Annotated in this window: 15 protein-coding genes; 4 read left to right on the top strand and 11 right to left on the bottom strand. The window is 72.8% G+C overall.

Features of this window, described 5'->3' with window-relative positions:
* Positions 1-72: 72 nt before the first annotated feature.
* The 3 genes from HAV40_RS35025 to HAV40_RS35035 form a co-directional block, all read right to left on the bottom strand.
* Entirely contained in the window at positions 73-2892 is a 2820-nt protein-coding gene (locus HAV40_RS35025) for a helix-turn-helix transcriptional regulator (RefSeq protein ID WP_239086761.1), read from the bottom strand.
* Positions 2893-2963: 71 nt separating this feature from the next.
* Positions 2964-3584, bottom strand: a complete 621-nt coding sequence (locus HAV40_RS35030; RefSeq protein WP_166388596.1) for a TetR/AcrR family transcriptional regulator — start codon at positions 3582-3584, stop codon at positions 2964-2966.
* A 139-nt stretch (positions 3585-3723) separates the two neighbouring features.
* Positions 3724-4506 carry an SDR family oxidoreductase gene (locus tag HAV40_RS35035; protein ID WP_166388597.1) on the bottom strand — a complete coding sequence of 261 codons (783 nt, stop codon included), beginning with the start codon at positions 4504-4506 and terminating at the stop codon, positions 3724-3726.
* Positions 4507-4687: 181 nt separating this feature from the next.
* Between HAV40_RS35035 and HAV40_RS35040 the strand changes: the two genes are divergently transcribed.
* Positions 4688-5908 (top strand): acetyl-CoA C-acetyltransferase, encoded by a 1221-nt coding sequence (locus HAV40_RS35040; RefSeq protein WP_166388598.1) that lies wholly within the window; start codon positions 4688-4690, stop codon positions 5906-5908.
* Between the two features lie 77 nt (positions 5909-5985).
* Here HAV40_RS35040 and HAV40_RS35045 read toward each other — a convergent pair whose 3' ends face one another.
* The 7 genes from HAV40_RS35045 to HAV40_RS35075 form a co-directional block, all read right to left on the bottom strand.
* Complete coding sequence (locus tag HAV40_RS35045) at positions 5986-7266, bottom strand: ABC transporter substrate-binding protein (RefSeq protein ID WP_166388599.1); 1281 nt, start codon at positions 7264-7266, stop codon at positions 5986-5988.
* A gap of 88 nt (positions 7267-7354) precedes the next feature.
* Complete coding sequence (locus tag HAV40_RS35050) at positions 7355-8473, bottom strand: branched-chain amino acid ABC transporter permease (RefSeq protein ID WP_166388600.1); 1119 nt, start codon at positions 8471-8473, stop codon at positions 7355-7357.
* Positions 8470-9348 (bottom strand): branched-chain amino acid ABC transporter permease, encoded by an 879-nt coding sequence (locus tag HAV40_RS35055; RefSeq protein WP_166388601.1) that lies wholly within the window; start codon positions 9346-9348, stop codon positions 8470-8472. The genes HAV40_RS35050 and HAV40_RS35055 overlap by 4 nt, the downstream gene beginning before the upstream one ends.
* A 35-nt stretch (positions 9349-9383) precedes the next feature.
* Positions 9384-10109, bottom strand: coding sequence for an ABC transporter ATP-binding protein (locus HAV40_RS35060; RefSeq protein ID WP_166388602.1), 726 nt, complete (start codon positions 10107-10109; stop codon positions 9384-9386).
* Positions 10106-10942 carry an ABC transporter ATP-binding protein gene (locus tag HAV40_RS35065; protein ID WP_166388603.1) on the bottom strand — a complete coding sequence of 279 codons (837 nt, stop codon included), beginning with the start codon at positions 10940-10942 and terminating at the stop codon, positions 10106-10108. The genes HAV40_RS35060 and HAV40_RS35065 overlap by 4 nt, the downstream gene beginning before the upstream one ends.
* Before the next feature lie 201 nt (positions 10943-11143).
* On the bottom strand, positions 11144-12253 hold the full coding sequence (locus HAV40_RS35070; RefSeq protein WP_166388604.1) for an acyl-CoA dehydrogenase family protein: 1110 nt from the start codon (positions 12251-12253) through the stop codon (positions 11144-11146).
* Positions 12250-13425, bottom strand: a complete 1176-nt coding sequence (locus HAV40_RS35075; protein ID WP_166388605.1) for an acyl-CoA dehydrogenase family protein — start codon at positions 13423-13425, stop codon at positions 12250-12252. Before HAV40_RS35075 ends, HAV40_RS35070 begins: the two co-directional genes overlap by 4 nt.
* A gap of 242 nt (positions 13426-13667) precedes the next feature.
* Between HAV40_RS35075 and HAV40_RS38755 the strand changes: the two genes are divergently transcribed.
* Together HAV40_RS38755 and HAV40_RS35085 are read left to right on the top strand one after the other, a co-directional pair.
* Positions 13668-13877 (top strand): DUF3311 domain-containing protein, encoded by a 210-nt coding sequence (locus HAV40_RS38755; RefSeq protein WP_239086759.1) that lies wholly within the window; start codon positions 13668-13670, stop codon positions 13875-13877.
* Positions 13878-13930: 53 nt separating this feature from the next.
* The gene (locus HAV40_RS35085) at positions 13931-15529 is read left to right on the top strand and encodes a sodium:solute symporter family protein (protein ID WP_166388640.1); all 1599 of its coding nucleotides are present in this window, start codon (positions 13931-13933) and stop codon (positions 15527-15529) included.
* Between the two features lie 78 nt (positions 15530-15607).
* On the opposite strand, the gene HAV40_RS35090 is transcribed toward HAV40_RS35085, so the two are convergent.
* Positions 15608-16360 carry a hypothetical protein gene (locus HAV40_RS35090; protein ID WP_239086756.1) on the bottom strand — a complete coding sequence of 251 codons (753 nt, stop codon included), beginning with the start codon at positions 16358-16360 and terminating at the stop codon, positions 15608-15610.
* 258 nt (positions 16361-16618) lie between these two features.
* Between HAV40_RS35090 and HAV40_RS35095 the strand changes: the two genes are divergently transcribed.
* Entirely contained in the window at positions 16619-19666 is a 3048-nt protein-coding gene (locus tag HAV40_RS35095; protein WP_166388607.1) for a putative bifunctional diguanylate cyclase/phosphodiesterase, read from the top strand.
* Positions 19667-19689: the final 23 nt, after the last annotated feature.

Consider the following 19689-nt stretch of genomic DNA (forward strand, 5'->3'; position numbering starts at 1 on the left):
TGGTGGGGGCGGGGCGGCGGGCGGGGTGCCGCCAGGTGGGGCGGCGGGTGGCGGGGCTGGTGAGGGTGGGGTTCAGGTGAGGGCTTTGGCTAGTTCTATGCGGGAGCGGATGTTGAGGCGGGCGAAGATGTTGCGCATGTGGTGGTCGACCGTGCGGGGGCTGAGGAAGAGCTGAGCGGCGACCTCGCGGTTGGTCGCGCCGTCGCAGACGAGGCGGGCGATCTGGAGTTGCTGGGCGGTGAGGACGTCGGCGGCGCGTACGGCGGGGGCGTCGACGGCCTCGCCTGCTGCGCGCAGTTCGGCGCGGGCCTGGTCGGCCCAGGCGGGCGCGTCGAGCTGGGTGAAGGTCTCCAGGGCCCGGTGCAGGTGTTCGCGGGCGTCGCGGGGGCGGCGGGCGCGGCGCAGCTCCTGGCCGTACAGCAGCTCGGTGCGGGCCTGCTCGAAGTCGGCCTCCCCGGCCAGGTGCAGGGCCAGCGCCTGCTGGAAGTGCTCCTCGGCCTCGGCGCTGCCGCGCGCGGCGAGCAGGGCGTGGCAGCGGGCCGACAGGGCCCGGCGCACCGGGTCGCCGGTCGACGACGCCCACAGGTCGAACCCGGCCAGCGCCGCGACGGCCTGCTCCCGGTCGTCGGCCCGGACCGCCGCCTCGACCAGCCACGGTGTGGCCATGGCCTGCACCACGATGTGGCCCCGGCCGGTGACCGGGCAGGCGATGCCCGCGATGCGGGCGACGGTGTCGGCGGGGCGGCCCGCGATCAGGTCGAGCACCGCCAGCGCCCACTGGCTCAGCGCCTTGGGCCGGTTGACCTGCCCGGTGCCGGGCGCGACCTCGATGTCGCGGATATGGCGCAGGGCCTGTTCCCGGTCACCCCGGATGGCGGCCAGCACGGCCAGCATCGCCTGGTGGTCCCCGGCGTAGTTGCCCTGCCCGCAGGCCCGCGCGGCGCGCAGCCCGTGCATGCTGGTGGCCGCGGCGGCGTCGTAGCGGCCGAGCCAGTACTCGGCGTACGCGGTCATCTCCAGGGCCAGGGGCAGCGCCGACACGTCGCCGCTGTCCCTGGCGACCTCGACGGCGCGGGCGGCCAGCCGGTGCGCGCCGACGTCGTCGGCCAGCAGCAGTGCGGCGGCGCTGGCGCAGGTCAGCGGGGACGCGGTGTCCAGGGCCGCGCCGAGTTCGAGGACGCGCCGCAGGGGCGCGAGCGCGCGGTGGTGACGGCCGCCGAAGGTGTACGCGAACCCGGCGATGTGCTCGAACACCACCTCCAGGTCCGGCGGGTCGCCGGGGCGGCGCAGCGCGGCGGCCCGGCTCGCCACCTCGGCGTAACGCGGGTAGTCGCCGGAGAAGCAGACGGCCTCCCCGGCCCGCATCAGCGCCAGCACGGCCAGCTCGCGATCGGAGGCGGCGAGCCGGTCGGCGATGGTGAGCAGCGACTCGGCGGCGTTCGCGGTGGCCCCGGCGCGCAGCTCGATCTCGCCGGACAGCACCTCGCTCTCGGCTGACACGCCCGGGGCGGCCGGACGGGCGCGGCGCAGCAGGCTGCGGGCCCGCCCGGCGCTGCCGGACTGCCAGGCGTATCGCGCGGCGGTGACCAGCCTGCTGGCCGCCCCGCCGGGTTCGGTGGTGAGCTGCGCGGCGTGCTCCAGCGCCGCCGACGCCCGCGAGTAGCCGCCGCCGGTGGCCGCCTCCTCCAGTTCCTCGGCCAGCTCGGCGTCGGGGCCGTGCGCGGCGGCGGCCAGGTGCACCGCGCGGCGCAGCCGCTGGCTGTCGGCGTCGAGGATCTGCGCCAGGTGCAGGTGCGCGGCCCTGCGCTGGGCGAGGGGCGCCTCCTCGTACGCCAACGCGCGCGCGATGGGCTGCGGGAACACGATGCCGCCCCGGCTGACCCGGACCAGTCCCCCGCGTTCGGCGGGCGCGAGCGCGGCGATGTCCACGCCGGAGCTGTGCGCGGCCCGCATCAGGCCCGCGGCGTCGGTCTCCTCGTCGGCGGCGGCGAGCAGCAGCAGCCAGCGCGTGTCCGGCGGCAGCCGGTCGAGCCGGGCGCGGTACGTGCGCAGCAGCGCGCTGTCGGCGGGCAGCCGCGTCGGCAGCGGGGCCTCCCCGGCGAGCTGGCTGTCGCTGAGCGAGTCGGCCAGGTCGGCGAGCGCCCGAGGGTTGCCGCCGCCCAGCGCGGCGAGCACGGCCGGCACGTCATCGCTCGGTTCCACGGCACGCGGCCAGGCACCCGATGCCGTCCGACCGGAGCCGTCCTCGGCAGCGCTCCGGGCATGCGCGAGGTCTTCGGCCCAGCCGTGGTCACGCCCGGACAACAGATCAGCCAGCATGGCGCGGCCGGATGCCGGGTCGAGCGGCCGGAGCGGGAGGCGCGGCACGCCGTTGAGCGGGAGTTCGGCGGTGGAGGTGAGCAGCAGTGCCACCCGGTGGGCGCGGACCCGGCGGGCGGTGAACGCGATGGCGTCCAGCGACGGCCGGTCCAGCGCGTCGGCGTCGTCGACGCAGCACAGCACGGGATGCTCCCGGCCCAGTGTGCCCAGCAGCGTGAGCACGGCCATGGACAGGGCGAGCCGGTCGTCGGCGGCGCAGCCCTGCCCGGACAGCGCCCGGGTGAGCGCGAGCGCCTGGTGCGCGGGCAGGTCCGCGATACGTTCCGCCACCGGCTGGAGCAGGCTCTGCAGCCCGGCGTACGGCAGGTCGGCCTCCTCGTCCAGGCCGGTGGCCCACAGCAGGACGGTGCCGTCGGGGGCGGCGGCCGCGGCGTGGCGCAGCAGGGCGGTCTTGCCGCCGCCGAGGTCGCCGTGCAGGAGCAGGGCTCCGCCCACCCCGGCGGCCGCACCGGCCTGGAGTTCGGCGATCGTCTGCTGCTCACGGGCCCGCCCGCGCAGCCTTGGTATGTGCACTGTCGATGCATTTACCATGCCGACAGTGTTACCTATAAGTAACGGCTTTGGAAAGACGCGGATCGTGCCGCTTATGCCATCCCCGACGCCATCGCCGTGAGCAGCAGCGCGGTGACGGTGCGGACCATGACACCGCGCGCGGCGTCCACGTCCAGGTCCAGCCCGTCCAGCAGCATCGACCAGGCGGGCCACATGGTGGACGCGATCAGCGCGGCCAGCAGCTGGTCCCGTCCCTGACCGGCCATCTCCAGCTCGGGGGCGAACAGCGCGGACACCTCGTCGCGTACCCGGTCGATGTGCTTGAGCCGGTTGCGGCGCAGCTGGGCCGAGACCGGCTCGCGCATCGCCGCGGCGCGCGCCATCGGCGCGATCAGCTGCAGCAGCTCGGCCCGCTGGCGGCAGTACTCCTCCACCCGCCGGTGCAGCGGCAGCGACGGGTCCACCGGCTGGTAGGCCGCGTCCTGGCGGGCGAGCACCTGCCCGCCACTGGCCTCGAACAGGGTCTCCATGTCGGAGAAGTTGGTCCACAGGGCACGCAGCGACACCCCGGCCCGCTCGGCGATACGCTCGCCGGTCGGCCGCAGGTCACCCTCCGTGATGAGCGCGAGGTGCGCGTCCACGATGGCGGCCCGGGTGCGCTCGGCGCGGGCGGTGCGCCCGTCCACCCTGCCCTCGGTCCCGGTCCTGCTCATACCGCCCCCGCCACCCTCTCGACGGTGCTGCCCACCGCGCCGACCGAACGTGCACGCAGAGTGTAGTCGCGCGGCTCACGCCGTGATCCGGCCGCTCGCCGCCGTCCCACGATCGGGACGGTGTGGCCGGGTCGCGGCGTCACGGGTTCGCCAGCCGCTGCTCCAGGTCCTGCTGCAGGCGGTTCATGCCACGCAGCCAGCGGTCGGGGTCCTCGGCCCGGCGCGCGTAGTAGGCGGCGACCTCGGCGTGCGGCAGCACCAGGAACGTGTCCCCGCCGAGCGCGGCCACCACGGCCTCGGCGCACTCCTCGGCACTGATCGCGCCGGGATCGAGCAGCACGCTGCCGCCCGGCCCGGACGCCTCCAGCATCGGGGTGCGCACGCCCTGCGGGCACAGCGCCTGCACGACCACGCCGCGATGGGCGTACGTGGCCCGCAGCCACTCCGCGTGCGCCACGGCCGCGTGCTTGGTGACCGCGTACGGCGCGTTGCCGAGCATGGTGAGCAGTCCCGCCGCCGACGCCGTGACCAGCAGGCGGCCCCGCCCGGCGGCCAGCCAGCGCGGCAGCAGCGCCTGGGCGGCCAGCACGTGCGACCGCACGTTGACCCGCCACGCCAGCTCCCACGCGTCCGCGCCGTCGGCGGGCGGGGCGACCCCCGCGTTGGCGCAGAACAGGTCCAGCGCCCCGAACGTGTCCCACGCGTAGTCCACCAGCGCCGCGACCTGAGCCTCGTCGGCGACGTCGGCAGGGAACGCCAGGCCGCCGGTCTCGTCGGCGACCCGCTGGGCGGCGACCGGGTCGCGGTCGTTGACGATCACCCGCGCGCCGTCGGCGGCGAAGCGGCGGGCCAGGGCCGCGCCGATGCCGGACCCGGCGCCGGTGACGACGACCGCTGCGCGGTCGAGGTGGAGGGCGGTCACATGGGCTCCTTCGCCGAAGGCCTAGTTGCACTAGCAGTGCCGATATTAGGGAGAACGGGACGGTCGGTCAACGGAGCACGGTCATGGTGACATGCCCCACCTGGCACGGCATTGACAGGGCCGGTCAACAAGATGCAGCTTGGGTGCACAAAGTTTGCCGTACTCGCGAAAGGACCCGACCGTGCCTGAAGCTGTGGTGGTCGCTGCGGCCCGCTCCCCGATCGGCCGCGCCAACAAGGGCTCCCTGGCCACGAAACGCCCCGACGACCTGGCCGCCGACATCGTGCGCGCGGCGCTGGACCAGGTGCCCGCCCTGGACCCGCGGGAGATCGGCGACCTGGTGCTCGGCTGCGGCCAGCCCGCGGGCGTGCAGGGTCACAACCTCGGCCGGGTGGTCGCCACCATGCTGGGGCTCGACCACCTGCCCGGCACCACCGTCAACCGGTACTGCTCGTCGTCGCTGCAGACGACCCGGATGGCGCTGCACGCGATCCGGGCGGGCGAGGGCGACGTGTTCCTGTCCGTCGGCGTCGAGTCGGTGTCGCACTACGGCCTCGGCCGCAGCGACGGCATGCCCGGCACCCGCAACGCGCGCTACGACGGCGCGCTCGCCCGCACCGAGCAGCGGGCCGCCGAGGGCGCACCGTCCTGGCACGACCCGCGCGAGGACGGCGAACTGCCCGACGTGTACATCGCGATGGGCCAGACCGCAGAGAACGTGTCACAGCTCAGGGGCGTCTCCCGGCAGTTGCAGGACGAGTTCGCCTGCCGCTCGCAGAACCTCGCCGAGCAGGCGGTCAAGGACGGCTTCTGGGCCCGCGAGATCACCCCGGTCACGCTGCCCGACGGCACGGTGGTCAGCGCCGACGACGGCCCGCGCGCCGGGGTCACCCTGTCCGCGCTGGCCGGGCTGGCCCCGGTGTTCCGCCCCGACGGCACCGTCACCGCGGGCAACTGCTGCCCGCTCAACGACGGCGCGGCCGCGCTGGTCATCATGTCCGACGTACGCGCCGCCGAGCTGGGCATCACCCCGCTGGCCCGCATCGTCTCGACCGGACTGTCCGCGCTGTCCCCCGAGATCATGGGCCTCGGCCCGGTCGAGGCGTCGAAGCAGGCCCTCGCCCGCGCGGGCATGACCATCGGCGACGTCGACCTTGTCGAGATCAACGAGGCGTTCGCCGTACAGGTCGTCGCCAGCGCCGCCGAGCTCGGCCTCGACTGGGACAGGCTCAACGTCAACGGCGGCGCGATCGCCGTCGGCCACCCGTTCGGCATGACCGGCGCCCGCATCACCACCACCCTGCTCAACTCCCTGCGCTGGCACGACAGGTCCATCGGCCTGGAGACCATGTGCGTGGGCGGCGGCCAGGGCATGGCCATGGTCCTGGAACGCCTCTCCTGACCGCCCCACCGGCCCGGCACGCGTGGCGCGTGCCGGGCCGGGCTCACCCTGATGGGTCGATCATGAACTGACGAACGTCAGGATGCTGCGGGGATGGTGTTGGCGGTGGGCGCGGGGCGCTCCTCCTTGAACTCGTTCACCGGGCCGGCGGCGGAGTCGGTCTCGTAGACGGGGCCGAAGAACTCCTGGTTGCCGGCGGTGACCTTGGTGAGCTTGCCGCCGCCCATACCCGCGTGGTTGTCCTTGCTGAAGCGGAACGGGGCGAGGCCGGGGCCCTTGAAGCCGCCCTTCTCGACGGCGGCGATCAGGCCCTCCCGGGTGAGGTCCTTGCCTGCGGCCAGCAGCGACTGGACGAACAGGTACGCCACCGACATGCCGTAGACCGTGTTGCCGTTGAACGGGGCGCTGCCGTTGTACTGGTCGTGGATCTTCTTGAAGGCGGCGGTCCACGGGTCGCTCATGTCGACCGGCGACGGCAGGTTGGAGATGCCGACCATGCCCTCCAGCAGGACCTTGCCCTCACCGAGCACCTTGGACAGGGTCAGGTAGTCCGAGCCGACGTTCGACACGACCCACTGCGGCTTGAAGCCGAGGCGGGCCGCGGTGCCCATGGACAGCGCGGTGAAGCCCGGCACGGTGGCCAGCACGACGACCTCGCACCCGGCCGCCTTCAGCGCACCGATCTGCGGGGCGACGTTCTGGTTGCTGGTGACGTACTTCTCCTTGGCGACCACCGCTCCCGCGCCGAGCACCTGCTCGACGCCGACCAGCGCGTCGCGGCCGAAGTCGTCGTCCTGGCCGAAGAAGCAGGTCTTCTTGCCCGCGTAGGTGGCCTTGATGTGGGTGGCCAGGATCTTGCCCTCGACCGTGTAGTCGGTGTTGAAGCCGAACGTGCCGGGGTACTTGTCCGGCTGGTTCCAGCTGCGGCTGCCCGAGGCGACGAACAGGTCCGGGACCCGGTTGGTCTTCAGGAAGTCCAGCACGCCGGTGTGGGTGGGGGTGCCCAGGCCGTTGAGTATGGCGAAGACCTTGTCCTCCAGCACCAGCTTGCGCACCACGGTCTGGGTGTTGGCCGGGTTGTAGCCGTCGTCCATGAACTTGTACGTGATCTTGCGGCCGTTCACCCCGCCGTTGGCGTTGACGTGGTCGAAGTACGCCTTGCTGGCCGGGGCGATCTCGGAGTAGCCGGCCGCGGCGGGACCGGTCAGCGGCATGTGCGTGCCGACCACGATCTCGCCGGCGGTCACGCCGGGCACGTCGGCCGGCGGGGTGTTCGCGTCCTCGCTGCAGGCCGCGACAGCCGCGAGCAGCACGGCGGCCGTGGCGAGCGAGAGCCCGCGTCGGGTCAGGGCGTTCATGGAAACACCGGTCCTTCCGTCACGCTTACATTGATGAATATCGATATAACAGGGGTGGAGCGCTTGGTACGGTGGTGCGGTCGCGAGATCAGCGGGCGGGCGCCCGCCGCCGGGCCCTCGCGCCGATCCGGCGCAGCAGGCCCTGCACGCCGCCCGGGGCGGCGATCATCACGACGATCAGGGTCAGCCCGAAGACGGCCAGCGGAAGGTTGCCCTCCAGCCGCTGCGCCACCGCGGGCGGAAGGGACACCAGTTGCGCGCTGTCGTGGGTCAGGTCGGGCAGCGCCACCAGCAGGATCGCGCCCCACACCGCGCCCGACAGGCTACCCAGCCCGCCGATGACCACGGCCATCAGCAGGAACAGCGACAGCGTCAGCGAGAACGCGCCCGGCGACACGCTCTGCGCCAGCAGCGCCAGCAGGCCGCCGCCGAGCCCGGCGCTGGCCGCGCTCACCACGAAGGCCAGCACCTGCGTACGCCCGACGTGGATGCCCGCCAGCCGGGCGGCCACCTCGTCGTCGCGTACCGCACGCAGGTTGCGCCCGACCCGGCTGCGCACCAGGTTGGCCAGCAGCAGCATGGTCAGCAGCGCCCCGGTCAGCGCGACCCAGGCCTGCCAGCGCTCGTTCGGGAAGTACAGCCCGAGCGACAGCGGCGGCGGCTCGACGGCCACCGACAGGCCCTGCTCGCTGTTGAACACCTCGTCGAAGGTGACCGTCGCCGCGGGCACCGCGACCGCGACCGCGAGCGTCACGCCGGCCAGGTACGGCCCGCGCAGCCGGGCGGCGGCCAGCCCGATGACCGCACCCGCGGCCATGGTGACCAGCACGCCCAGGGCCAGCGACAGCGGCAGCACCTGGTTGCCGGTGATCCCCCGGTCGGCGAGTGCGTTCTGGGTCAGCGCCACGGTGTACGCGCCGACGGCCATCAGCGCCCCGTGCCCCAGCGACAGCTGACCGTTCATGCCGACCAGCAGCGTGAGCCCGGCCGTCGCGCACAGGTATGCCGCGACCGTGGCCAGCTGGAAGTTGCGGAACGGGTCGAGCTGCTGGGTGAGCAGGAACAGCACCACTCCGGCGAGCACGGCCAGCACCAGGTGGCGCAGCAGCGTCGACCGGTTCAGCAAGCCCGGCAGACCCGGTGCCCGGCGCGGAACGGCGGCCTCGTTCGTGCCCGTCTCGCGGGCCGGGGTGACGGTCTCGCTCATGCCTGCCTCGCCACGGTGCTGGAGAAGAGGCCGCCCGGACGGACCAGCAGCACCGCGAGCAGCAGCACGAGCACTGCCATCGGGGTGACGTCGCTGCCCAGGTAGCCGCTGACGTACGAGAGGATCAGGCCGACGGCCAGGCCGCCGACCACCGCGCCCGGTGGGCTGTCCAGCCCGCCGACGACCGCCGCGGTGAACGCGGACACGAACACCAGGTCCATGGCGTGCGGGTGCAGGCCCAGTTCGGTCGGGATGACCAGCATCGCGGCCAGCGCGCCGACCGCCGAGGCCAGCGCCCAGCCCAGCGTCAGCATGCCGCCGACGTTCACGCCGAGTAGCCGCGACACCTCGGGGGCGAACGCCGAGGCCCGCATCCGCAGCCCGACGGAGGTACGCGTGAACAGCAGCGCGAGCCCGAGCAGCACCAGCAGCACGGCCCCGAACACGAACAGGTCGTATCGCGACAGCAAGGGCACGTCGCCGACGCTCAGCGCGGTCCGGCTGAACGGGGTGCCCGCGGGCAGGAACTCGTTGCCGTAGATCATTCCCAGCACCGCCTGCATGACCAGGACCAGGCCCAGCGCCACGATCACTTCGGACAGCGGCGAGCTGTGGTCCACGAACCGCATCACCGCCCGCTCGACGAGCATGCCGATCAGCAGCCCGCCCACCAGCGCCGCGCCGAAACCCAGCCAGTACGAGCCGGTCGCCGTGGTGACGCTGTAACCGGCGTACGCCGCGGCCACCGCCATCGCGCCCTGGGCGAAGTTGACGATGCGCGCGGCCCGCCAGATCAGCACCAGGGCCAGCGCGAACGCGGCCAGCACCGCCCCCTTGGACAGGCCGTCGAAGGTGAGGAAGACGAAGCGGTCCAACGGATACCTCCTTACTCGCAGTAGCGGGGCGGGGCTCAGAAGCCCAGATAGGCGTGGCGCAGTTCCTCGTCGTCGCGCAGCCGGTCGGCGCTGGTCGCCGTGACGATGCGGCCCAGCGACATGACCACCGCCTCGTCGGCCACCGACAGCGCGCTGCGTACGTTCTGCTCGACCAGCAGCACGGTCAGCCCGGTCGTGTCGCGCAACTGCCGCAGCAGCGCCATGATCTGCGCGATGACGCGGGGCGCGAGGCCGAGCGAAGGCTCGTCGAGCAGCAGCAGTTTCGGGCGGGCCACCAGGGCGCGGCCCAGCGCGAGCATCTGCCGCTCGCCACCGGACAGCTGGTGCCCGGCGCTGCGGCGGCGCTGCGCCAGCGGTTCGAACAGCTCGTACACCTCGGTCAGCGCCTTCGCCGCGTCCTCGCGGTCGCGTCGCCACAGGCCGCCGAGCCGCAGGTTCTCGTCGACGGTCAGCTCGGCGACCACGCCCCGGCCCTCGGGCACGTGCGCCATGCCCCGGCGCACCAGCTGCTCCACCGGCACGTCGCGCAGCGGCTGCCCGCCGTAGACGATCTCGCCGCCGCTCGGCCGGACCAGCCCGGACAGGGTGCGCAGCAGCGTGGTCTTGCCCGCGCCGTTGGCCCCGAGCACCGCCGCGATGGTGCCCGCGCGCACGGTGAGGTCCACCTCCTGCAGGACGGGCGCTGCGCCGTACCCGGCGGTCAGGCCCTTCACCTGCAGGATCACGTCGTCAGCGGTCATGCCGAAGCCTCCTGGCGGCTGATGGGCGGGGTGGCCGCGTCGACCTCGGCACCGAGGTAGGCCTCGGCCACGGCGGGGTCGTCGCGCACCTGCTGCGGGGTGCCGGTGGCGATGAGGCGTCCGAAGTCGAGCACCGCGATCCGGTCGCAGACCCGCATCACCAGGTCCATGTGGTGCTCGACGAGCATCACCGAGCAGCCCGCCTCGGCCGGCAGCGTCGTGATCAGCTCGGCCAGCTCCTCGATGTCCTGCGCGCCCAGGCCGCCGGCGGGCTCGTCGAGCAGCAGCAGGCGCGGGCGGGCGGCGAGCGCGCGGGCCAGCGCGACGCGCTTGCCGACGGCGTAGGGCAGGGTGCCGGGCAGTGCTCCCGCGTACGCCGCGACGCCGAAGCGCTCCAGCAGCGTCATCGCCTGCTCGCGCAGCCGCCGCTCGTCGCGGTCGCTGCGGGGCAGGCCGAGCAGCCCGGTTAGGAAACCGGCGCGGGCGGTGCAGGTCGCGCCCGCCATCACGTTCTCGACCACGGTCAGACCCCGGAAAAGGCCGACTCCCTGCAGCGTACGGGCGATGCCGAGCCCCGCCAGCCGGTGCGGCGCGGGCGTCAGGCGCACCCCGTTGAGTTCGAGGGTGCCCGAGGTCGGCCGGACCAGGCCGCAGACCACGTTGAACAGGGTGGTCTTGCCCGCGCCGTTGGGGCCGATGACGCCGACCACCTGGCCGGGGGCCACTTCGAGGGACACGTCGTCCAGGGCGGTCAGCCCGCCGAAGCGCACCCCGATGCCCCGCAGGTACAGGCTGTGGCCTGCCGCGCTTGTCTCGCCGGACGGCGGTTTCATCGTCACCTCTACAGGTCGGGATCGGGGTCGATGTGAAGGAGGCCTAAGTTATTACACTAGGAGTGTAGGTTTGGGAAACCGCTCGTCAATACCCTTGTTACGACCCCGTGACCTCACCGCCCGAAGCCGCTCAAATCCCACTCGAAACCACTCCGGACACCGCCGGAGTCGATCTTTATTTGCACGCTCGGTGAAGCAACATCACGCGGGAGCGAGGTCGGCGAGCGTGGCCAGGGCGGTGCGGTGGTGGGCGGCGGTGCCGTAGGCGATGGCCGCGCTCTTGGCCCGCTTGAGGTAGAGGTGGGCGGGGTGCTCCCAGGTGAAGCCGATGCCGCCGTGCATCTGTACGCACTCCTCGGCCGCGCGCACCGCGAGCGGGCCGCAGTGCGCCTGCGCCAGAGCCGCCGCCAGCCGCGCGTCCGGGTCGCCCGCCGCAACGGCCGCCACGGCGTGCCTGGCCACCGCCCGCGCCTGCACCAGTTCCACCCACAGGTCGGCGAGCCGGTGCTTGAGCGCCTGGAACGAGCCCACCGGCCGCCCGAACTGGTAACGGGTCCGCAGGTGCGCCACCGTCGTGTCCAGACACCACTGGGCCAGCCCGAGTTGCTCGGAGGCCAGCAGCGCCGCTCCCGCGACCAGTGCCGCGTCCAGCGCCGACGCGGCGCGTTCACCGGCCGCCAGCAGCCGGGCGGGCGCGTTCCACATCGCCAGGTCGCACAGCGGCCGCGTCTCGTCCAGCGACACCACCGGGGTACGCCGCAACCCGGCCGCGTCCGCGTCGACCGCGAACAGCGCCCCACCGGCGGGCATCACCAGCACCCGCGCCCGCGACGCATCGGCGACCCCGCACACCGTGCCGTTGAGCAGCGGGCTTCCGTCCGCCGCCGTGGACACCTCGACGTCCGGCAGCCGCGCTCCCGGCCCGGCCGGGCCGACGTCGCACGGCATGGCCGGAGCGATGATCGCGCCACCGGCCAGGTCCCGGAGCAGTTCGTCCTCGCCCAGGTGCAGCAGCAGTTGTGCGGCGACCGTGGTGCCGAGGTAGGGCACCGGCGCGACGGCGCGGCCCAGCTCCTCCAGCACCACCGCCGTCTCGGCGAGCGACGCGCCCGCGCCGCCCAGGTGCTCGGGCACGGCCAGGGCCGCCAGTCCGGTGTCCACGGACAGCAGCCGCCACAGGTCGGCGTCGTCGGGCTCGGGACTCGCGGCGACCTGGAGCACGCGCGCCCAGCCGGCGTGGTCGGTGAGCATCGCCCGTACCGAGTCGCGCAGGGCCTCCTGCTCCTCGGTGTAGCGCAGGTCGAGGGTCATCGGGGCAGGTCCTTCCAGGCGACGCCGGTGTCGGTGCGCGGTTCGGCGGGCAGGCCGAGCACCCGCTCGGCGACGATGTTGCGCAGCACCTCGGAGGTGCCGCCCTCGATGGAGTTGCCCTTGGCGCGCAGCCACCGGTACGTGGGGCCGCGGCCGGTCAGGTCCAGCTCCTCGGGGCGGTCGGCGCGCCAGTGGTCGTGGCGCAGGCCCTCCGCGCCCAGCAGCTCGACCTCGGTCCCGGAGATCTGCTGGGTGAGCGCGGCGAAGGCCAGTTTCATCGCCGAGCCCTCGGGGCCGGGCTCGCCCGCGGCGAGCTGCTGGCGCAGCCGGATGCCGGTCAGCCGCAGCGCCTCGGCGCGCACCCACAGCCGCAGCACCTCGTCGTGCAGCGCGGGAGTACGCAGCTCAGGCCGGGTGCGCCAGGTGCGGGCCAGCACGCCGATCATCCCGCCCTCGCGGGGCAGCGCGGCCCCGCCGATGGCGACCCGCTCGTTCATCAGCGTGGTCCGCGCCACCGCCCAGCCCTCGCCGACCGCACCGAGCCGCAGCCCGTCGTCCAGGCGTACGCCGGACAGGAAGACCTCGTTGAACTCGGCCTCGCCGGTGGCCTGCCGCAGCGGCCGCACCTCGACACCGGGGGCGTGCATGTCGCACAGGAAGTAGGTCAGCCCGGCGTGTTTCGGGGCGGCCGGATCGGTGCGGGCGAGCAGGATGCCCCAGCGCGCCTGGTGCGCCATGGACGTCCACACCTTCTGCCCGTCGACCAGCCAGCCGTCGCCGTCGCGTACCGCGCGGGTGGCGACGCCGGCCAGGTCGGACCCGGCGCCGGGCTCGCTGAACAGCTGGCACCAGACCTCCTCGGCGGTCCACAGCGGACGCAGGAAGCGGGCCCGCTGCTCGGCCGTGCCGTGGCGCAGGATGGTCGGCGCGGCCATGCCGAGGCCGATGCCGATGCGGCGCGGGCTGTTGTCCGGCGCGCCCGCCGCGGCGAAGCGCTGGTCCACCACGGGTTGCAGCACCCTCGGTGCACCGAGGCCGCCGAGCCCGGCCGGGTAGTGCACCCACGCCAACCCGGCGTCGAACCGGGCGCGCAGGAACTCCAGCCGATCCTGGGCCGTATCGTGCCCGGCCAGGAAGCCGTCCACCCGCTCCCGCAGGGACTCGGCCGTCACCGGCTCCGTCGCGCTCGCTCCCACCGCTGTCCCCCTCGTCGCAAACTTGATGCACTGCGAGTGCAATATAAGCGCGGGACGGGCGCGACGGAAGGGGGCGGCCACCGGCGATGATCGCGAGCCGCAAGACCGGTGATTTCGCCGATGTCTCCGGCGCGTTACGACCGGACAGTGTCCTGATTACCCAGCGTGCTGCCCGGCGCGCCCGATCGTCGCCGGGACGCGACGAGAGGAGACGTCAGGTGCCCGAACACGGCGCACGTCCGGCCCGGCCGGGATGGCGGTGGCTGCTGCTGGTCCCGATCCTCGCCCCGCTGCCGGTCGGCCTCTACAACCGGCTGGAGCCGCAGCTGTGGGGCGTCCCGTTCTTCTACTGGTACCAGGTGGGCTGCGCGGTGCTGGCCATGGCCGTCACCACGTTCGTGCACCGGATGACCCGGGCGGGGCGGTGACCGTGACCGCACGTCAGGTCGAGATCGGCGTCTTCGCCGTGCTGCTGGGCGCCATGCTCGTACTCGGCTTCGCCGCCGCGCGCTGGCGCCGCCCGCACAGCCTGCACTCGCTGGAGGAGTGGGGCGTCGGCGGGCGCGCGTTCGGCAACTGGGTCACCTGGTTCCTGCTCGGCGGCAGCATGTACACCGCGTACACCTTCATCGCGGTGCCCGCGCTGGTGTACGGCGTCGGCGCGGCCGGGTTCTTCGCGGTGCCGTTCGCCATCATGACCGCCCCGCTGGCGTACCTGATCAGCACGCGTACCTGGTCGGTCTCGCACGCGCACGGCTTCGTCACCTCGGCCGAGTTCACCCGCGCCCGGTTCGGCTCGCGCGGGCTGGCCGCCCTGGTCGCGGTCACCGGGATCGTGGCCACCATGCCGTACATCGCGGTGCAGCTCGTCGCGTTGCAGGCGGTGATGAAGACGCTCGGCGTCACCGGCGAGTGGCCGCTGACCGTCGCCGTCGTCGTCGCGTCGATCTGCACGTTCCGGTCGGGGCTGCGCGCGCCCGCGCTGCTGTCCATCGCCAAGGACGTGCTGCTGCTGTGGCTGGTGCTGGCGATCGTGCTGCTCGTCGCCATGTCCGGCGGCTGGTCGGCGGCGTTCCGGGGCGCGGGCGAGCGCTTCACCGGCGACGTCTCCCCCGCCAGCGGGCTGCTGCTGCCCGAGGGCGGCTGGCTCGGCTACCTGACCCTGGTGCTCGGCTCCGCGCTGGCCATCTTCGCGTACCCGCACGCGCTGACCGGCATCCTGGCCGCCCGCGACCGGGCCACGGTGCAGCGCAACGCCGCCGCGTTGCCGGTCTACTGCCTGGCGCTGGGGCTGGTCGCGATGCTCGGCTTCTTCGCGATCGGCCAGGGTGTGCGGCCGGTCGCCGGGGACCTGAACACGGTCGTGCCACAGCTGTTCCACGAGGTTTTCCCGCCCTGGTGCGCGGGCATCGCGTACGCCGCCGTCGGGGTCGCCGCCCTGATCCCCGCAGCGGTCATGTCCATCGCGGCGGCCAACCTGTTCACCCGGTCCATCTACCGCGAGTACCTGCGCCCAGGCGCGTCGCCGGGCGAGGAGGCGCGGGTCAGCCGCTGGGTGTCGCTGCTGGCGAAGTTCGGCGCGCTCGTCTTCATCCTGCTGCTGGAACCGGCGTTCTCGATCGAGTTCCAGCTGATCGGCGGCGTCATCGTGCTGCAGACGGTGCCCGCCGTCGTACTCGGCCTGTGGACCAACTGGTTCCACCGCTGGGCGCTCGCGGCAGGCCTGCTCGGCGGCCTCGCCACCGGCCTGTTCCTGATGTACCTCATCCCCCAGCGCGCCCCCGACGGCCGCATCATCAAGGCCCACTTCGGCGGCTCCAACCTCCCGCTAGCCCAGCTCGGCTTCGACACCCGGTCGGCCGTCTACACCGGCCTGCTCGCCCTCGCCGTCAACCTGCTCATCGTCATCGCCGTCACCCTCCTGCTCCGCGCCTTCCGCGTCCCCGCAGGCCACGACTCCACCACTCCTGCCGACTACCACGCCGACGCCACCCCGGGAACCACCCCTGCCCCCCGCCACTCCGACCCCCTCCTCGACGGCCCCGCCCGTCCCCGCATCGGCGCCCACGCCGCCCGCTGACATCCCTCGGGCTGCGAACGCGACCAAGCCGCGCCGTCGGAGACGGCGCGGCTTGGTCATGCGTGGTGGTGCGTAGTGTCAGGCGGCGTACGGGCCCTGGCCGTACTTGGCCAGCACGAGGTCGGCGGCCAGCTTCTCCCACTTGGCGTAGTGGTCGGGGAAGGCCGAGACCTGCACGGTCTGCGCCGCGTCGGTCAGCGCCATCCGGTCGTAGCCCTCGACGTTCTTCAGGCCGGTGTAGAAGGCCTTCGAGGAGTAGACCGGGTCGGTGATCTCGTCCGGGGTGCCCCAGCCGGCCGACGGGCGCTGCTGGAACAGTCCCAGCGAGTCGTGGTCGTTGTGGTCGCCCAGGTGACCCAGGTTGCGCAGGGTCGACTCCTGGGCCGCGGTCGCGACCGCGATCACCCACGCGCGCGGGGGCAGGCCCATCTTCTGGCCGGTCTCGATGATGACCTCCGCGTTGCGCTTCTGCTCCGCGGTGGGCTTGAAGCTCTCCTGGTACTGGGCCACGGGCGCCGGCATGAGCTGCTGGCGGCTGGGCGCCTTGGCGGTCTGCTGGGCCTTGGTGGCGGCGGGCGTCTTGGTCGCCGGCTTCGCGGCGGGAGCCGCGGCGACGGCCTTGGCGTGCACGACGGCGGCCTCGGTGGCGGGCGCCGCCACGGCCTGGGCTACTGCCTTGGCCTCGGGCGCGGTGGCGGTTGCCGGGTGGGCGGTGGCGGGCGATCCGGCGATGCCGGTGAGCACTGCCATGCCGGTGGCGGCGAGTACTGCCCGGAAGGACACGCGCTTGAGTGCGGGCAGGTGCCGTGCCATCAGGTCGACGTTGACCATGAGTAGGTCCCTTCGTTGGGATTGCGTACGAGGGGATTCAACCGAGGGGGCATATCCGGTGTTCCGGACTTGTACCCTTTGTGGTCCAGGTCTCGCGTTCCCGGCAGCCGACCCCTCGGCAGCCGGGACGAACTACGCAGGAGCCCCTTGACCCCGCCATATCTCTCGCCGACCGAGCACTGCGAGGCGGTAAGTTATACGAAAAGCTGTCACAATTACCTAATTCGGGCCGCATGCCGCCCCGCCGGAAGGAGGAGCGTGTCAGCCCGCAGAGTGATGGCTTGGTACGGCGCCTGGATGGCCGTCCTGGCGGGGCTGTTCTATGCCCAGCCCGGCTGGCACATCCCGCTCTGGAGCGCGATCGGCCTGAGCAGCGCGGGCGCGATCGTGTACGGCCTGTTCCGCTACCGCCCGCGCCGCTGGTCCCCGTGGTTCTGGATCATCGCGGGCCTGCTCCTGCTCTCCTTCGGCGACACGCTCTACAATCTCATGACCGACGTGCTGCACCAGGTGAACCCGTTCCCGTCCCCGGCGGACATGCTCTACCTGGCGATGTATCCCGCGGTCACGATCGGCCTGCTCGGCCTGTCCAAGGCCGGAGCGGCCAGCCGGGACCGCACCGTGCCGCTGGACGCGCTGATCGTCACCGCCGGGCTCGGCCTGCTCTCCTGGATCTTCCTGATCAGCCCGCAGATCCTCAACCAGGACCTGACCATGAGCCAGCGCCTGGTCTCCGTGGCGTACCCGCTGGGCGACATCCTCATCCTGGCCACGGTGGGCCGGCTGATATCCGTGGTGCCGTTCAGCCCCACGGTGGCACTGCTGACCGTCGGAGCGGTCGGCCTGCTGGCCGCCGACGTCATGTACGGCCTGGTCCAGTTGCACGGCTACTGGACCGTCGGCGGGCCCGTCGACCTGGGCTGGATCATCTTCTACTCCTGCTGGGGCGCGGCCGCGCTGCACCCGTCGATGGCCGACCTGACCACCCCCCGTGTGGTCAAACCACGCGAGATGCGCACGCTGCACCAGGCCCTGCTCACGCTGTTCGTTCTCATTCCACTCGCGGTGCTGATCGTCGGCGTGGGCCAGGGGCGGCTCAAGTATCCGATGGTCATCGTCGCCTTCGTGGTGTGCACGGTGCTGCTGGTGCTGATGCGCCTGTTCGGTGTGATCAACAGCTACCGGGGCAACACCATCCGCACCAGCGGCATCCGGGCCAGCAACGCCGCGCTGATGTCGGCGACCACGGTCGAGGGCGTCACCTGGGCGCTCAAGCGCACCGCCGAGCGGCTGCTGCCGCCGGGCTCGGACTACCGGGTCGCCATGGTCATGAACGACGGCACCGCGCCCGACCTGTTCCATCCCGCGCCCACCACGATGGGCTCCCGGCTGCGCTTCACCAAGTCGCTGCCGCCGGACATCGCGGCCCAGATGGGCGATTTCGAGATCACCATGATCTGCCCGCTGGCCCTGGAGGACCGGCCCACCGGCGATCCGCACATCGGCATGCTGCTGATCTCCTCGGACGAGAACTCGCTCAGCTACCTGCAGCTGCCGATGGAGCTGGTCGCCGCCCAGGCCGCGCTGGCCATCGAGCGGATCATGCTGAGCAACGAGATCACCCGCCACAACAGCGAGCGCTACTTCCGCACCCTGGTGCACAACACCTCGGACGTGATCCTGATCCTCGAACCGGACGGCGGCCGCATCCGGTACGCCAGCCCGTCCGCCCCGTCGGTGTTCGGCACCGCGGAGCTTCCCGGCAAGAACCTCTCCCAGCTGGTCGACAGCCCGCACCACACCCTGGTCGCCGGCCTGTTCCGGCTGGCCGCAGCCGAGGACGAGGCGGTCGACACCGCGGACTGGACCGTGCTGCGCCCCGACGGCACCACCGTGCAGACCGAGGTCTCCTGCCGTGACCTGCGCGACGAACCGACCGTCAACGGCCTGGTGGTGACCCTGCGCGACGTCACCGACCAGCGCCGGATGGAGTCCGAGCTGACCCACCTGGCGTACCACGACTCGCTCACCGGCCTGGCCAACCGGGTGCGCTTCGCCGAGCGCATCGGCCAGGCCATCGCCCGCGCCGACGCCGACGGCTCCATCGTCGGCGTGCTGTTCATCGACCTCGACGACTTCAAGGTCGTCAACGACACCCTCGGCCACGAGCACGGGGACCGGCTGCTGCGTGCCGTCGGCGAGCGGCTGGCCGGGGTGCTGCGCGCCGACGACGTTGCGGCCCGGCTCGGCGGCGACGAGTTCGCCGCGCTGATCGAGGGCGCTCCCGACGCCGCCACCATCGACGACGTCGCCGATCGGATCGTGGCCGCGCTGGCCGAGCCGTTCACCATCGACGACCGGCTGGTCTCCGGCATCGCCAGCATCGGCATCGCCACCAGCGCCGACGCGCGCAGCGCACCCGAGTTGCTGCGACAGGCCGACCTGGCGCTGTACGTCGCCAAGGGCGAGGGCAAGGGCCAGTGGCGGCGCTACCTGCCCGACCTGCACACCGCGATCGTGGAGCGGCTGGAACTGCGCGCCGAGCTGGACCAGGCCATCGCGGGCAAGGAGTTCACGGTCGAGTTCCAGCCGATCGTCGAGCTGCGCACCGGCTTCACCGCCGGGTACGAGGCGCTGGTCCGGTGGAACCACCCCACCCGTGGGCGGCTGCTGCCGGGCGAGTTCATCGAGGTCGCCGAGGAGTCGGGGCAGATCGTGGCGATCGGCGACCAGGTGCTGCGCGGAGCGGTGGCCGAGGCGGCACGCTGGCAGCGCGAGGCGGGCACGACGTCGGTGCCGTACGTCAGCATCAACGTCTCCGCCCGCCAGTTCCGCACCCCGGGGTTCGTGGCCAGCCTGCACGAGACGCTGGCCGCCGAAGGGCTGCCGCCGCACCAGCTCATGCTGGAGATCACCGAGAGCCTGCTGCTGCGTGACGACGACGGGGTCTGGGAGGACCTCACCGAGCTGCGCACCACCGGCATCCGGGTGGCCATCGACGACTTCGGCACCGGCTACTCGTCGCTGAGCTACCTGCGCCACGTACCGCTGGACGTGGTGAAGATCGACCGGCTGTTCACCAGCACCATCGCCTCCTCGGCGCAGCAGGCCGCGCTCGTCGACGGGATCGTCCGGCTGGCCCACACGCTGGGCCTGCAGGTGATCGCCGAGGGCATCGAGCGCACCGTCGAACGCGACCTGCTGTCACGCATCGGCTGCCGCTACGGCCAGGGTTTCCTGTTCGCCCGCCCGCTCACCAGCGAGCAGGCCATCAGCTTCATCACCGAGCAGAAGGTGGCCGCATGAGCCGGCGATTCGGCAGTCCCGGA

This window comes from Catellatospora methionotrophica, assembly GCF_011297335.1.
GTDB lineage: Bacteria > Actinomycetota > Actinomycetes > Mycobacteriales > Micromonosporaceae > Catellatospora > Catellatospora methionotrophica.

Excerpts from the sequence above, each read along its gene's own strand:
- HAV40_RS35030 (WP_166388596.1), bottom strand. The coding sequence starts at position 3,584 with ATGAGCAGGACCGGGACCGAGGGCAGGGTGGACGGGCGCACCGCCCGC.
- HAV40_RS35060 (WP_166388602.1), bottom strand. The coding sequence starts at position 10,109 with ATGACCGCTGACGACGTGATCCTGCAGGTGAAGGGCCTGACCGCCGGG.
- HAV40_RS35085 (WP_166388640.1), top strand. The coding sequence starts at position 13,931 with ATGCTCGTACTCGGCTTCGCCGCCGCGCGCTGGCGCCGCCCGCACAGC.
- HAV40_RS35070 (WP_166388604.1), bottom strand. The coding sequence starts at position 12,253 with ATGACCCTCGACCTGCGCTACACCGAGGAGCAGGAGGCCCTGCGCGAC.
- HAV40_RS35045 (WP_166388599.1), bottom strand. The coding sequence starts at position 7,266 with ATGAACGCCCTGACCCGACGCGGGCTCTCGCTCGCCACGGCCGCCGTG.
- HAV40_RS35090 (WP_239086756.1), bottom strand. The coding sequence starts at position 16,360 with ATGGTCAACGTCGACCTGATGGCACGGCACCTGCCCGCACTCAAGCGC.
- HAV40_RS35065 (WP_166388603.1), bottom strand. The coding sequence starts at position 10,942 with ATGAAACCGCCGTCCGGCGAGACAAGCGCGGCAGGCCACAGCCTGTAC.
- HAV40_RS35050 (WP_166388600.1), bottom strand. The coding sequence starts at position 8,473 with ATGAGCGAGACCGTCACCCCGGCCCGCGAGACGGGCACGAACGAGGCC.